This is a genomic window from Avibacterium paragallinarum, from assembly GCF_011765605.1.
Classification (GTDB): Bacteria; Pseudomonadota; Gammaproteobacteria; order Enterobacterales; family Pasteurellaceae; genus Avibacterium; species Avibacterium paragallinarum.
The window spans coordinates 1,539,316-1,554,023 of sequence record NZ_CP050316.1 but is presented as its reverse complement, the minus strand read 5'-3'; the positions used below and the strand labels follow the sequence as shown (position 1 = coordinate 1,554,023).

At 41.1% G+C, this 14,708-nt stretch carries 15 protein-coding genes; 13 read left to right on the top strand and 2 right to left on the bottom strand.

What is annotated here, in order from left to right; translation table 11 throughout:
* Positions 1–21: 21 nt before the first annotated feature.
* The 11 genes from HBL79_RS07275 to groL all read left to right on the top strand — a co-directional run bounded on the left by HBL79_RS07275 (position 22) and on the right by groL (position 9,002).
* Positions 22–1,122 (top strand): hypothetical protein, encoded by a 1,101-nt coding sequence (locus HBL79_RS07275; protein ID WP_051128101.1) that lies wholly within the window; start codon positions 22–24, stop codon positions 1,120–1,122.
* Between the two features lie 163 nt (positions 1,123–1,285).
* Complete coding sequence (locus HBL79_RS07270) at positions 1,286–1,501, top strand: helix-turn-helix transcriptional regulator (protein ID WP_035688136.1); 216 nt, start codon at positions 1,286–1,288, stop codon at positions 1,499–1,501.
* Positions 1,502–1,511: 10 nt separating this feature from the next.
* Positions 1,512–1,817, top strand: coding sequence for a hypothetical protein (locus tag HBL79_RS07265; protein WP_035688139.1), 306 nt, complete (start codon positions 1,512–1,514; stop codon positions 1,815–1,817).
* 103 nt (positions 1,818–1,920) lie between these two features.
* Positions 1,921–2,493 (top strand): ash family protein, encoded by a 573-nt coding sequence (locus tag HBL79_RS07260; protein ID WP_051128102.1) that lies wholly within the window; start codon positions 1,921–1,923, stop codon positions 2,491–2,493.
* The gene (locus HBL79_RS07255) at positions 2,486–2,716 is read left to right on the top strand and encodes a hypothetical protein (RefSeq protein ID WP_035688141.1); all 231 of its coding nucleotides are present in this window, start codon (positions 2,486–2,488) and stop codon (positions 2,714–2,716) included. Before HBL79_RS07260 ends, HBL79_RS07255 begins: the two co-directional genes overlap by 8 nt.
* Positions 2,709–2,978, top strand: coding sequence for a hypothetical protein (locus HBL79_RS07250; protein WP_035688144.1), 270 nt, complete (start codon positions 2,709–2,711; stop codon positions 2,976–2,978). The genes HBL79_RS07255 and HBL79_RS07250 overlap by 8 nt, the downstream gene beginning before the upstream one ends.
* Positions 2,968–3,207 carry a hypothetical protein gene (locus HBL79_RS07245; protein ID WP_051128103.1) on the top strand — a complete coding sequence of 80 codons (240 nt, stop codon included), beginning with the start codon at positions 2,968–2,970 and terminating at the stop codon, positions 3,205–3,207. The genes HBL79_RS07250 and HBL79_RS07245 overlap by 11 nt, the downstream gene beginning before the upstream one ends.
* Positions 3,207–3,548 (top strand): hypothetical protein, encoded by a 342-nt coding sequence (locus HBL79_RS07240; RefSeq protein WP_035688146.1) that lies wholly within the window; start codon positions 3,207–3,209, stop codon positions 3,546–3,548. The genes HBL79_RS07245 and HBL79_RS07240 overlap by 1 nt, the downstream gene beginning before the upstream one ends.
* Before the next feature lie 54 nt (positions 3,549–3,602).
* The gene (locus HBL79_RS07235) at positions 3,603–5,792 is read left to right on the top strand and encodes a DUF927 domain-containing protein (RefSeq protein WP_167316918.1); all 2,190 of its coding nucleotides are present in this window, start codon (positions 3,603–3,605) and stop codon (positions 5,790–5,792) included.
* A gap of 1,203 nt (positions 5,793–6,995) precedes the next feature.
* A complete protein-coding gene (locus HBL79_RS07230; protein WP_017806817.1) occupies positions 6,996–7,286 on the top strand; it encodes a co-chaperone GroES in 291 nt (96 codons plus the stop codon).
* Between the two features lie 72 nt (positions 7,287–7,358).
* The gene (gene groL / locus HBL79_RS07225) at positions 7,359–9,002 is read left to right on the top strand and encodes a chaperonin GroEL (protein WP_035687683.1); all 1,644 of its coding nucleotides are present in this window, start codon (positions 7,359–7,361) and stop codon (positions 9,000–9,002) included.
* 282 nt (positions 9,003–9,284) lie between these two features.
* Here the strand turns inward: groL and cysK are convergent, their stop codons facing one another.
* Positions 9,285–10,232: a cysteine synthase A gene (gene cysK / locus HBL79_RS07220; RefSeq protein ID WP_035687685.1), complete on the bottom strand. Its 948-nt coding sequence runs from the start codon at positions 10,230–10,232 to the stop codon at positions 9,285–9,287.
* A 118-nt stretch (positions 10,233–10,350) separates the two neighbouring features.
* Positions 10,351–11,199, bottom strand: coding sequence for a sulfate transporter CysZ (gene cysZ, locus HBL79_RS07215; protein WP_035687688.1), 849 nt, complete (start codon positions 11,197–11,199; stop codon positions 10,351–10,353).
* A gap of 158 nt (positions 11,200–11,357) precedes the next feature.
* Between cysZ and zipA the strand changes: the two genes are divergently transcribed.
* Positions 11,358–12,356, top strand: coding sequence for a cell division protein ZipA (gene zipA, locus HBL79_RS07210; RefSeq protein ID WP_035687690.1), 999 nt, complete (start codon positions 11,358–11,360; stop codon positions 12,354–12,356).
* A gap of 203 nt (positions 12,357–12,559) precedes the next feature.
* Positions 12,560–14,587: an NAD-dependent DNA ligase LigA gene (ligA, locus tag HBL79_RS07205; protein ID WP_035687691.1), complete on the top strand. Its 2,028-nt coding sequence runs from the start codon at positions 12,560–12,562 to the stop codon at positions 14,585–14,587.
* Positions 14,588–14,708 lie beyond the last annotated feature (121 nt).

Genomic DNA, 14,708 nt, shown 5'->3' with positions numbered 1-14,708 from the left:
AAAATCAAGGATTAAATCAAAATGGCACAACAAAAAATAAATTTACCGCCTAGAAAGTGGTACACCCTAAAACAAGCCGCCGAAAAACTAACTTATGAAATAAATCATCAAACTACCGTAGATGATATGATTCATTATTTATTTAATGGCTATTTTCTACCTTATATTCATATAAAATTTAAGTTAAACCATTCCATTATACTTAATGGAAAATATTGTATTGATTTAAAAAATGGAAAAAATAGGCTTAGAGAAGATATACATTCAACCTTAGAATTAGATTATAACGATTTAACTATCTTTGATGACTATTGCAAGCTAGCCGTGCTTAATATTGAACGCCCTAATATTCCTTCTGAATCTTGGGTGAAAGAACATACAGAAAACTTATTCGATATTCTTGGCATAACCCCAGAAACACAAATGAATGATGAAATATTAGATAAATTCTTTAGTAAAAATAGAGTGATGACTTATGGGATTGATGGATTATTAGGGCTAAAAATAGAAAGTTTATATAATGGGCATTCATCAATATTTGAAGAAATGCAAATTATAGAAAACGGCTTAAACATTCAGAGAATAGATTTATTCACGCCACCTATTGAAGGGCTTGAAAATAATAAAGGGGCATTTTATCAATTAAGGCTAGAAAACCCGCTTTTTATTCCAGCTGATGAAATCATAATTTTGTATGATGACTTACTAAGAATTATCGATAATGTGCAAGTCAATTTGAAGCGGCTAGCCGATGAAAGAATAGAAACGACAGAAACAGCCGAAAAAACAAACAAAACGATTAAAAATAAATCGAATGAAGAATCGAATAATGGAACAGATGAAAAAATCAAAAACAAGAAAGACTTTTACAACAAAGCAATTTTTAACGCAATCAAGCTCACCGCAGAGGCAAATCCAGAAAGCGGCGGCTATCAGATAGTTAAAGCCGTAATCGCTGAAATAAAGGCGCGTTATAATTTAAAAGATGTTACAGATCTTTATTCTGATCGCCATTATCTCGATAAAGCTAAGAAAGAACTCAAGCTAACCTTTCCAAAAAATAGCGGAAATCGAAAAACCAAAATCAACGTTATCTTAGATAGCGAACAGCCTAATAAATAATCGAACAAAGTCTATAAAATAATCGAACGGTGCAATTTTTGCCGTTCGATTTTCTCTTTCTCTTTTCGATTTTTCTCACGCTCTAACCTTTCTACCATTCCCCCCAGACAAACAAGACAAAACTCACTAGACGTTATCGAACAACATAGACACAGGGGCAACTATGGAAAAAAACAGCAACGGCGAAAGCCGTTTTTATTCAAGCGCAACTATTTGCAAAATGCTTGACGTTTCCCGTAGCTGGTTATGGGAGCAAACAAAAGCGGGCAATTTTCCACAACCGATCAAGCTAGGCAGACTGGCACGCTATCCCGTTGAAGCAGTAGAACGTTTTATTGCACAACAGCAGGCACAGGCAAGCCAAGAAAAGCGAATTTAAGAGGTTAAAAATGGCAATCAATATCAAATGCCCGTTTTGCGGGGGCGATACCAAAACCCGATCAAGTAATAAACCATCACTATTAAGCGTAAAAGCGACCATTTATTGCCCGAGTTGCGGGCAACTAAAGGCGCAATTTATGGGGCAACTTTACGAAGTGAAAAGAGCCGTTTATATCGATTGCCCAGAGGCGCAAAAGTGGAATGAAACAGAAAAAGAACAGATAGACAAAGGCACGCTAAAAGCCGTGAGCAATCAAGAACGGCTAGATAGCCTAATGAAAAAGGAAGAACCACAACAGAAATTCAAATTTTAGCCAATAAAAAAGGCTCACACCCCAATAATGTAAGCCTTTTTTCTCTATGCCATCAATTAAATCAAAATGAGATTAAAACAATTCATAACAAGAAAGGAACGCTATGAATAACTTTCATAATACACCAAAACGCCTTAAAATCAAGGCATTCACGCCATTTTTTTATAAGTGCGGTGCTTTTTTTGCAGATTTTTGCTTGACAGAAAACACGCTAAAAAATTACAGTAATACCGCTACAGCAAATTCTGTAGCCGAGCCTCGAAACTCGAACGATATATCAGTGGCGTATAGTAACACGCCTATTAATGCGTGTTTTTTTATGCGTAGCACAAACACACCCAAAGAACGCCTAAAACAGGCGTGTTCTTCTATGGTAGCGTGTTATGGGAAAGGTTTCGCCCTTTGCTGTGTTCCACTGATCGCAGTTTTCGAGCCCGTAACACGTTACCGCCCAAAAGCCTCGAAACTTCAAGCGGTAACTTCTAAAAATTTATTCAGTGGAGTTACAGCAATGCTTTATCTATTCAAAGCCGTGAGCCGTTCAGACTTACGCAATACACGCAAATTAATCTCATCTTTCCCACGTTATACCGTGCGCATAAATGCCGACAGTATCGAGCAAGCCACCGCACAAGTCGCCCCGTTTTTTGTGATCTTGGAGGTGAACAATGCGTAATATCCTGAATTTACACGATGAACTAAGCCAGCATTTAATTCAGCTTGAAGGCGTCATCGCTTATTTAGAAATTGATTTAGCCGAAAACAGCCATTTCACCGTAAGCAATGAAATTGTTAGTGCGATGTTATGGAACGCCTCAACCTTAGCCAGCAACGCCCGCAAAACCTTAGAAGCCTTAGAAATGGCAATAACGCAATTGAAAGGGGGTAAAGATGACTAATTTCACTAAAGCTGATCTTTTAGATGAATTAATAACGATAGAATTTTTGTTTCATCAGGCAAAAGAAGCACTATCAAAAGAAGATCTTAATATTGCATTTAATGCGATTAAGGAAATTCGATCCGCAAAATATAGCAACGTTGCATTAAATGCGTATTCAAATCAGCAAATACTAAAAGAGATGATGAAAATCATAGAGCAAGGAATAAAAACCTCTACACCAGCAGAAAAGGAAAACGAAGGGGGCGATTATGTGCATTAAAAAGATGATCACTAAACGCATCACCCTACCAGATGGCACGCTTATCGAGTTTTTCGCCAATAATACGGAAGAAATGGCGCTAATGCTGCCAGAATACGCCGAACAGCTCGCCCAAAAACGGGCGGCACGCTTGCAACAACTAAAAGAAACCCAACGCAACCAGAAAAAAGCCCGCAGAAAGCACCTACAACGCCAAAAGCAGGCAAGACGCAGAACAAGGGGGCAATAATGCGCAATAGTAAATTCAAAACGATTTTAGGCGTAAGAGTTCAAAAGCAAATTTATTCTTTAATAGATCAAAGTGAAATGTTATCAAATGACTTTGATTTAATCCGTTCCTTATTAAATACCGTTGCTTTTACACGAAACAAAGCCGAAACCGAACAAGAACGCATTTCAATGGTTATGGAAGCCTTACCCAAAACCCTATACGAAGCTAAAAAAACGCTTCAAATTATTGATGAATGGTATCAAGAGCAAAAAGAAACTATTCAAAAGGAAGTGCGCAGCGAAGCAACAGAAAAATTCAAAGCAACCATAAGGGCAAAACGCGGGCAAATGTTTATTTAATCTATGCCGCCTCAATAAACGAGGCGGCAATCAACGCAAAAAAGGTTAGAAATTATGATGAACGGAAAAACAAAATATAAAGCCACAAAACCCCAACCGATGGAAGATCAGATCATTTTAATTGGTGAAGAGGCGTGGGAAGCGTGGGGCAATGGACAAGGCACGCTGTGGCAAATGCTCAACGAAAATCAGCTTAAAGAGCCGTGCGATTTTAAGCCCTATATTTTTGGGCCGAACCCTTTAAAAAATATTCCAGAAATCACCCTTGCCCCGAAAAATCAGCAATATATCAAGCTCTTTGAATGCGGGAAGCTCACGGAAGAACAAAAAACGGCAATTTGTCATAATTTAGCCACCAAAACCGACGCGAAAATCGTTTCATTGCATAGCGTTGTAACGGGCGAATTAATCGAGAATTTCAGTAATTACATTGAAAAGATCCGCAAGGGGGAAGCGGAGGCGGCGAAACTGATCGCACAAGCTAGCATAGACCAGACCGCCCCGAAAACCTCGCCTTATATTGATTATCGCGAAAACGGGCTACTTGAGGGGCTATTTTATGTTGTACCAAAGCTAGACAAAGATACGGGCGAAGTGCTGCGGGAAGATTTGAAATGGATCTGCGATAAACTGGAATTAATCGGCAAAGGTAAAAACGAAAACGGCGATTATTTCTATATTTTCCAATGGCACAACCCAGACGAAAAAGAACCCCGCATTGAAGCGATAAATTGCGGTGATTTTGGCACTGATACCGCTTGGCGATTGCTCAAAAACCAAGGCTTTAAAATGACACCCAAAACGGGGATCGCCCAAAACCTTGTGGAGCATTTCCACGCCTTAGGGCTAAATGTGGAAAGCTGGACGGTTACCCATTCCACAGGCTGGCATAATGGGGCGTATTTATTGCCTAGCGGGGAGATTTTAGGCACACCGGAACACCCTATTATCTTTAAAAATAAAAGTGCGAATGCCAACGGCTACGACACTAAAGGCACGCTTGAAAGCTGGCAACAAGAGATCGCCCAATATGCCAATAAAAACACGTCGATGATGTTAGGGATTGCCACCGTCTTAGCTAGCCCACTGTTACGCCTGATTAATGCAAAAAGTTTTGGCGTGCATTTATTTAATTCTTCAAGCAAGGGGAAAACAACCACGCTTAACATTGCCAATAGTCTTTATGGCAACCCTGATTTAATTGATTTAAGCTGGAACACCACCGCCACCGCATTAAGCAACGAAGCGGCGGCAAGAAATGACGGCTTTATTACCCTTGATGAATTGGGGCAAGCCAAAAAGATTTACGATGTGGAAAATATCGCCTATTCACTTTTCAACGAAAAAGGGCGAGCCAAAGGAATGAAAGAAGGCGGTAACGATGAACTTTCACGCTGGAAAATTACCGCACTTTCAACGGGCGAAAAAGACGTAGAGGGCTTTTTACAATCGAAAGGGGTAAATATTAACGCGGGGCAATTAGTGCGGCTTTTGAATATTCCTTTAATCGAAGCCAATCATCTTCACGGCTTTGCCAATAACAAGGCTCACGCCGATCACCTAAACGAAGCGAGCCTAAATCATTATGGCGTAGTAGGGCGAGAATGGATCAAATACATTTCAGAAAACCAAGCCTTTATCAAAGCCGAATATCAACGCTATAAAGCGGAATGGGCGGAACGCTTAGCCAGCAACCCCGCTTCACAGGTGCAACGGGTAGGCACAAACTTCGCCATACTCGAAACCGCACTACAAACCGCCCGCCATTTAACCCAGTGGAGCGAAGCGGATAACCGCGAATGTTTGATCCAATCTTTCAACGACTGGCACACAGACTACGGCACGGGCGAGCGGGAAGAAGAAAAAATCATAGAGTTCTTTAATGGCTGGCTTGATGAAAACGCGGAAAGCGGCTTTATTCAAGTTCCAGAACCCACCACGCAGCGGATTATTCAAAAAATCTTGGGCTATCGTGTTTTGGAAATTGTGGGCGAAGAACCCGAGCATTTTTATATTCACCCTAAAGCCTTTAAAGATGTAATCAAAGAAAGCGAATTCCCGCGTAAACTCGTGTTTGAAGCAATGGAAAAGCACAAAATGCTCAAGAAAGGTATAGAGCAAGAAAAAAGACCTTATCAGCATAAAGTACCGACCAAATTAGAACGGTATATCAACAGCAAAGGAAAACGCTTTTTTATTGTGTACCCCGCTTTAATCGAAGAAGAGGAAAAACAGGAAGAATAAGCACCGCACTTACTCACAAAGCCAGCTTCACAAGTTGGCTTTTTTTTGCTCAGCCGCCCACAAAACCAAGCAAGCTATAAAATAAAATTTTCTAGAGTATATAAAATATTTTGGGAAAAATGGGAAAATATAGGAATATAAATAGATTATTATAAATAAATCAACAAGTTATTAAAAAATCATTTTCCCAAATTAAAAAAAATTTTCCCAAATTTAAAGAAATTTTCCCAAAATGAGCGGATTTTTTCCCAAATTGAAAAAAATCGCATTTTGACACAAAACCGAATAAAAAATAGACAAATTTAGAAAATTCCCATTTTTGGGGGCGAAAATTCCCATTTTTTTGAGCATTTTCCCATTTTTATTTTTAGCTTAACTTATTGAATATAAACATAAAATTAACGTTTTTTCCCATTTTCCCACTTTTCCCACTGTTTTTTACACACAGACAAAAAAATTTTTTTTTCACGCTGCTAGAAAAATTTTTTTTGCTTATTGGCTAGTAACCAAGAATATTAAAATTTTTCATTATGCTGATGATGTTTGATGGTTGATAATCAAAACCAAAGCAAAGACAAAGTTGAGGGGTTTAACTCCCCCTTTAACTCCCTTAGCAAAGTAGAATAAGCGTAAGATTTCAGATATAGCAAGGCTTGACGACAAAAAAACAGTTGTCCCTCTCACCGCCATCGCTGATATTTTTTCAGTTCTTTTTGTTCGTATTGTTCACTAACCTATTAAAAAATAAGACTTTTTATAGTTCGTTCCGTTTTTTCTGTTCTTTTTGAATGTTTTTGTTCTTGGCGAAATGATCCTAAATGATCCCTTTTTTGTTAGTTTCTACTTACAAAAACGGATTTTTTAAAATTTTAGGGATCATTTCTTGAAATTTTTCAATTAAATCAAGAGCTAACAAAATGACTAAAATTAACTTTGATAAATTAGGATTAAAAGAATTGCACGAAAATTAAACGAACATTTAAGGAGAATCTAAATAACAAATTTTTTATCTACAAAGAAAAAAGAAATAAGTCGTTAGAAAAATAAATACCAGATCTTGTCCAGAATATAGACTTGCTGAGTCATAGAATATTCAATTTTGCTTTTATAAAAAATTTTTTATTTCTCTCTTGAAAGTAAAAAATCTTCCCCTATATTAGGAATACTTTTGTTTTAACCCCTCAACTTAAGAAGGAAATTACAATGAATATTCGTCCATTACACGATCGTGTGATCATCAAACGTGAAGAAGTGGAAACCCTTTCCGCTGGTGGTATTGTTTTAACAGGTTCAGCGGCAACCAAATCAACCCGAGCCAAAGTGCTTGCGGTGGGCAAAGGTCGCATTTTGGAAAATGGCACCGTATTGCCTTTAGATGTGAAAGTGGGCGACACCATTATCTTTAATGATGGTTACGGCGTGAAAGCTGAAAAAATTGATGGCGAAGAAGTGTTAATCATTTCTGAAAGCGATATTTTAGCGATCGTAGAATAATCAAATAAAAAGTGCGGTTATTTTTCACCGCACTTTTCTCAATACAACTCATTGATTAATAAGGAATAAAAAATGGCAGCAAAAGATGTAAAATTTGGTAATGATGCACGCGTTAAAATGCTTAACGGTGTAAACATTCTTGCAGACGCAGTGAAAGTAACCCTTGGACCAAAAGGGCGTAATGTGATTTTAGACAAAGCCTTTGGTGCACCAACCATCACCAAAGACGGCGTGTCTGTGGCACGTGAAATCGAATTAGAAGATAAATTCGAAAATATGGGCGCACAAATGGTGAAAGAAGTGGCCTCTAAAGCCAATGACGCCGCTGGGGACGGTACAACAACGGCAACCGTATTAGCCCAAGCTATCGTAAACGAAGGCTTAAAAGCGGTGGCTGCGGGAATGAACCCGATGGATTTAAAACGCGGTATTGATAAAGCCGTGAGTGCTGTGGTGGCAGAATTAAAAGCCCTTTCTAAACCGTGCGAAAGCTCAAAAGAAATTGAGCAAGTGGGAACAATCTCAGCAAACTCAGACAATGTAGTGGGTAAACTTATTGCTGAGGCAATGGAAAAAGTGGGCAAAGAAGGCGTGATCACCGTAGAAGACGGCACAGGTTTAGAAGATGAATTGGCAGTAGTTGAAGGTATGCAATTTGATCGTGGTTACCTTTCACCTTATTTCATCAACAAACCAGAATCTGCAACCGTAGAATTTGATAACCCATTCATTCTTTTAGTGGACAAAAAAATTTCTAACATTCGTGAATTATTGCCAGTGTTAGAAGCTGTTGCGAAAGCAGGTAAACCATTGTTAATTATCGCTGAAGATGTGGAAGGCGAAGCCCTTGCGACCTTGGTGGTAAACACAATGCGTGGAATCGTGAAAGTGGCTGCGGTAAAAGCACCGGGCTTTGGTGATCGCCGTAAAGCAATGTTACAAGATATTGCGATTTTAACCGCCGGTACTGTGATTTCTGAAGAAATCGGTATGGAGTTAGAAAAAGCGACTTTAGAAGATTTAGGCCAAGCAAAACGCGTGGTTATCAACAAAGACAACACCACCATTATTGATGGCGTGGGCGAAGAAGCGCAAATCAAAGGTCGTGTCGCACAAATTCGTCAGCAAATCGAAGAAAGTACTTCAGATTACGACAAAGAAAAATTACAAGAACGCGTGGCAAAATTAGCAGGCGGCGTGGCTGTAATTAAAGTGGGTGCGGCGACCGAAGTGGAAATGAAAGAGAAAAAAGACCGCGTTGAAGATGCCTTGCACGCAACCCGTGCAGCGGTGGAAGAAGGTATTGTAGCCGGTGGTGGTGTTGCCTTAATCCGTGCGGCAACCAAAGTGTCAGCCAGCTTAAAAGGTGACAACGAAGAGCAAAATGTGGGTATTAAACTTGCCTTGCGTGCAATGGAAGCCCCGTTACGCCAAATCGTTACCAATGCCGGTGAAGAAGCCTCTGTGGTGGCTAGTGCGGTGAAATCTGGCGAAGGAAACTTCGGTTACAACGCAGGCACTGAACAATACGGCGATATGTTGGAAATGGGTATCCTTGACCCAACAAAAGTAACCCGCTCAGCCCTTCAATTCGCCGCTTCTATCGCAGGATTAATGATTACCACTGAAGCGATGGTAACTGAAATTCCAAAAGAAGATAAAGCCGACCTAGGTGCTGGAATGGGCGGTATGGGAGGAATGGGCGGAATGATGTAATTCATTCCAAACCTCCATTTTTAAAGTGCGGTGGAAATTCCTTATGTTTTTTTACCGTAATCCCCACAATCTTGATTGTGGGGATTTTTTATGGCTGTTAATGTATTTCCTATGATACAGAATCTGTAATACTAACTTATTCTGACTCAGTATAATAAACGGGAAAGAAATTATGTTTTATCACTCGCTATTACTTACAGTGTTCACTGGTTAAGTCGATGTTTGTTTTAGCATTTGAATGTAGCGGGTGCTAGATTTAAATGTGCATTATCTAACGTATTGTTATTCAGTTCCCTCAAAAAGTGCCGTGCTTAAATAACGTTCTGACGCGGAAGGAAGAATAGCGACGATCAGTTTATCGGCAAATTCAGGGAGTTTGGCAAGGCGATCAGCCGCCGCGACCGCCGCACCTGATGAAATACCCGCTAAGATACCTTCTTCTGTCATTAAGCGTCTAGCGGTTTCAATGGCGGTGTCGCTATTCACTTGCTCTACGCAATCTACCAAGGAAAGATCGAGATTTTTCGGAATAAAGCCTGCACCGATACCCTGAATTTTATGCGGGCCGGGTTTCACCTCTTCACCGTTCAAGGTTTGTGTGATGACAGGGCTTTCTTCAGGCTCAACGGCAACAGAAAGAATAGGTTTGCCTTTATCTTGTTTGATTGCACGGGAAACGCCCGTGATTGTGCCGCCCGTTCCCACGCCTGCGACCAATACATCAATTTTTCCGTCCGTATCATTCCAAATTTCTACCCCAGTAGTTTGGCGGTGAATATCTGGGTTGGCAGGGTTTTCAAATTGTTTGAGCATCACATAACGATTCGGATCGCTCGCAAGGATTTCTTCGGCTTTCGCGATTGCCCCTTTCATTCCTTTTGCACCCTCTGTTAGCACAAGATTAACGCCCAAGCCTCTCAATAAACGCTTACGCTCGGAACTCATTGTCTCTGGCATTGTGAGGGTCAATTTGTAGCCTCGGGCCGCTGCCACATAAGCTAAGGCAATCCCTGTGTTACCGCTGGTGGCATCAACAATTTCTTTCTCTTTGGTGAGAATGCCGTCTTTTTCCGCTTGCCAAATCATATTCGCACCAATTCGGCATTTCACGCTGAAACTCGGGTTACGCCCTTCAATTTTCACCACAAGATTTCCATTGTTGCCAAAATGTTTAAGGCGGACTAAAGGTGTGCGTCCGATAGAATAAGAGTTGTCGCTGTAAATCGTCATTGTGTTCACCTACTTAATTTGATTAAAAGTGCGGTCATTTTTAGCATAGTTTTTCGGCAATAAAAAATAGCCGTTTGCTATATTTTATAACTAACGGCTATTTAGGCTTTAATTTCAACTAGTTAATAAAGCGATCTGATTGATATTTGACACCATCTCGCTGATGATTAACCCTTTTCTCTTTGCTATTTTGCGGCGATTTTTTCTGCGATTTAAATTCAAATAACGCACTATCACGATATTGCTCCACCCACATTGCCGTTGCCCCACATACCGCTACGGGGATAATCACTAAATTCATTAGCGGAACAAAGGTGCAAAAGGTAATCAAGCTCCCAAAGGTTAAATTCATCGTGCGTTTTTCGCCCAATTCATTCCGCATTATATGGAATGGGATTTTGTGGTTATCAAACGGATAATCGCAATATTGAATCGCCATCAGCCACGCGGTGAATAAAAAGGTGAGTATCGGCACGACAGTCTGCCCAATCATCGGGATAAATCCCAATAAAAACAAGGCGATAAGTTTTGGTAAGCTATAACATAGCTTTTGCCATTCACGCCCCAGCATTCGCGGAATGTCTTTAATAAAATCCAGTGTACTCATTTCGGTGAGGATTTGCCCTGTGAGCATTTGCTCCACTTTTTCCGCTAACAAGCCATTAAACGGAGCGGCGATAAAGCCCGAAAGTGTGGTAAACGCAAAATAAAACACTAATAAAATCATAAAGATAGAAAAGGCGAACAGCACGCCACTGAGCCACGCCAACCAATCTGGCATATAGCTGATTAGCCCCTCAATCACCCCACCAATATTGGCCATAAACAGCCAAAACAACCCACAGAGCAGCAAACTATTAAGCAAAATCGGCATAATCACAAAATCTCTTACCCCTTTTCGCCCAATCAAATGCCAACCCATCACAAAATAATGAAAACCTTGGCTAAGTTCTTTCGTGTGCAACATTTTTTCTTCCTATCTAACGCCTCATTGCTAAAAATGGGCTAAGAATACAAAGTGCGGTGAAAAAAATCAATTTTTGCATATCACCGAATTTGCAAAATATGATAAGCTAGCAACCAATTTGTCGCCCTTGTGCTATCAATGATGGGAGAATATAACAGATGGATTTAAATACGATTTTAATTATTTTGGGTGTCATCGCGTTAATCGCTTTAGTGGTACACGGCGTGTGGTCGAATCGCCGTGAAAAATCACAAATTTTTGAAAATGACAATAGACACAATAAAGATCAGCCAGTACGCCAGCCACAAGAAAATCATCACTATACGGCACAACCTGATACAGCATCACCTACACAACAGCGAGAGGTAACCCCATCGTCAACTCAGCAATCAGGCTCTTCTGACACGCTACAGGCTTCGCATACGACTTATCAACAAGAAGAACAGCAAAACGTAGAGCAAGCAATCAACCAAATTAAAATTAGCTTGCCGAATGATCCTCAACCCGTTCAGCATAGTGTTGAGCCAGTCGCGTCTTATCAAGCACCGCAACATTTTGCTAGTGCGACTATTTCCGAAATTGAAGCCAATTTAAATGAGGAAGAGGGCATTTACGCACAACCGCACTTTGCGGAGACTAGCTCGATGAACAGCGGAATCACCATTGAACACGAACGTCCAACGGTAGAATTTACCGAAGTGGAGCAAACCGCACAAGCCACGGCGGAACAGCCGACGCAACAACGCAATGAAACGGCACAAGATTTCTTAATGCTCTACATCGTTTCCCCTGAAGATCGCGAGTTTAACGGCGTGATATTAGCCAAAGTGCTTGATGACCTTGGCTTTATTTTTGGTCATCAACACATTTATCACCGACATTTAGATCTCAATAGCACTAGCCCTGTGCTGTTTAGTGCTGCGAATATTCAACAGCCGGGAACTTTTGAGCCTAACACAATGGCAGATTTCTACACCGTAGGAATCGCATTATTTATGCAATTGCCATCGCCAGGTAACGACTTAGTGAATTTACGAATGATGATTCGTGCGGCGAAAACTATTGCGGAGGAATTAGGTGGCTTCGTACTCACTGATCAACAAGAAATTTTCGATGAGAATGCAGAAAAAGCCTATTTAGCAAAAGTGAGTATGTAATCACGCCCAAAATCAGGAGGAAAAAGCACCGCACTTTTCTTTTTTCAGCTTACGGGCGGGCAGTGATGTCCGCCTTTATTATCGCCGTTTCCATTTGAAATAAGAAAACGAATAACCTACAAAATCACCGCAATTTGCTGAAACCTAAAAATAAATTTCAGCTCATAATAAAAGTGCGGTCAGTTTTTCACAAGGATTTTATAATGATAGAACAATCGCCTGCTCAGCAAATTGAGCAATTACGCCAAACGCTTAGACATCACGAATACCAATATCACGTTTTAGATAATCAGCAAATTCCAGATGCAGAATACGATCGTCTGTTTAATCAATTAAAAGCTTTAGAGCAAGCCTACCCAGAGTTTGCCGATCCACACTCGCCTACGCAACGGGTTGGAGCGAAACCCCTTGCGGGCTTTGCACCAGTAACTCACGAAATCCCGATGCTCTCGTTAGATAATGCCTTTTCCGATGAGGATTTCACCGCTTTCGTAAAACGCATTCAGGATCGCCTTGGCATTTTGCCTGACCCACTCACTTTCTGTTGTGAACCGAAATTGGACGGCTTAGCCGTGAGTATTTTGTATGAAAACGGCGTGCTAACTCAAGCGGCGACCCGTGGCGACGGCACAACAGGCGAGGACATCACTGCCAATATTCGCACTATTCGCAATATTCCGTTGCAACTTTTAACCGACAATCCACCCGATCGCTTAGAAGTACGCGGCGAAGTGTTTATGCCACAAGCGGGCTTTGAAAAACTCAATGAAACCGCTCTTGCGAAAGGAGAAAAGACTTTTGCTAACCCTCGCAATGCGGCGGCGGGATCGTTGCGTCAGCTTGATCCGAAAATTACCCGCCAGCGTCCGTTAATGCTCAATGCCTATGGGATTGGTGTGGCAGACGGTATGCAGTTACCCAACACGCATTTCGCACGATTGCAATGGCTGAAATCCCTTGGTATCCCCGTGAATAAAGAAATTGAGCTGTGCAATGGTGTAGAAAATGTGCTGAAATTCTACCACACTATGGCAGAGAAACGCCCGCACTTGGGTTATGACATTGATGGTACAGTGCTGAAAATTAACGACATAGCACTACAAGATCGATTGGGCTTTATTTCCAAAGCCCCTCGCTGGGCAATCGCTTACAAATTCCCAGCACAAGAAGAACTCACTGTGCTAAACGATGTTGAATTTCAGGTGGGCAGAACAGGTGCAATCACACCCGTTGCAAAACTCGAACCCGTGTTTGTGGCAGGCGTAACCGTGAGCAACGCCACTTTGCATAATGGCGATGAAATCGAACGCTTGAATATCGCTATTGGCGATACGGTGATTATCCGTCGTGCAGGTGATGTGATCCCGCAAATTATTGGTGTCGTAGCCGATCGTCGTCCCGCTGATGCCAAGCCGATTATCTTCCCAACCCACTGCCCTGTGTGTGGTTCGCTTATCACCCGCATTGAGGGTGAAGCAGTAGCACGTTGCACGGGGGGGCTATTTTGTGAAGCACAACGGAAAGAGGCACTCAAGCATTTTGTTTCCCGCAAGGCAATGGACATTGATGGCGTGGGGGCGAAGCTCATTGAACAGTTAGTAGATCGCGAACTCATTCACACCCCTGCCGATCTCTTCAAATTAGACGAGGTCACCCTAATGCGTTTAGAGCGAATGGGGCCGAAATCCGCCGAAAATGCGTTAAATAGCCTAGAAAAAGCGAAAAAAACCACACTCGCCCGTTTCATTTTCGCATTGGGTATTCGTGATGTGGGCGAAGCCACTGCGTTAAATTTAGCCAATCATTTCAAAAACTTAGACGCGGTGAAGCAAGCGACCATTGAACAGTTGCAAGAAGTACCAGATGTGGGCGAAGTGGTGGCAAATCGCATTTATGTGTTTTGGCGTGAAGCCCATAATGTCGAAGTGGTTGAAGATCTTCTTGCACAAGGTATTCATTGGGATGATGTGGAAATCAAAGAAGTCAGCGAAAACCCGCTGAAAGGCAAAACTGTTGTACTAACAGGCACACTTACCCAAATGACTCGTAACGATGCTAAAGCTTTATTACAACAACTTGGCAGTAAAGTAACGGGCAGTATTTCCGCCAAAACTGATTATTTAATCGCAGGGGATAATGCCGGCTCAAAACTTAACAAAGCACTCGAATTGAATGTTAAGATTTTAACGGAAGCCGAATTTTTATCAATTGTACAAGAGTCGATAGCTTAAGAACACAGGGCAGTTTATTTGATATAGATCAAATAAATTGCGATTTATGAGAATTATTATCAAAAAAGTAAAGCTAAGAATATTGTATAAAATCAAATAGCTAAAAAATATTGCTTATAAT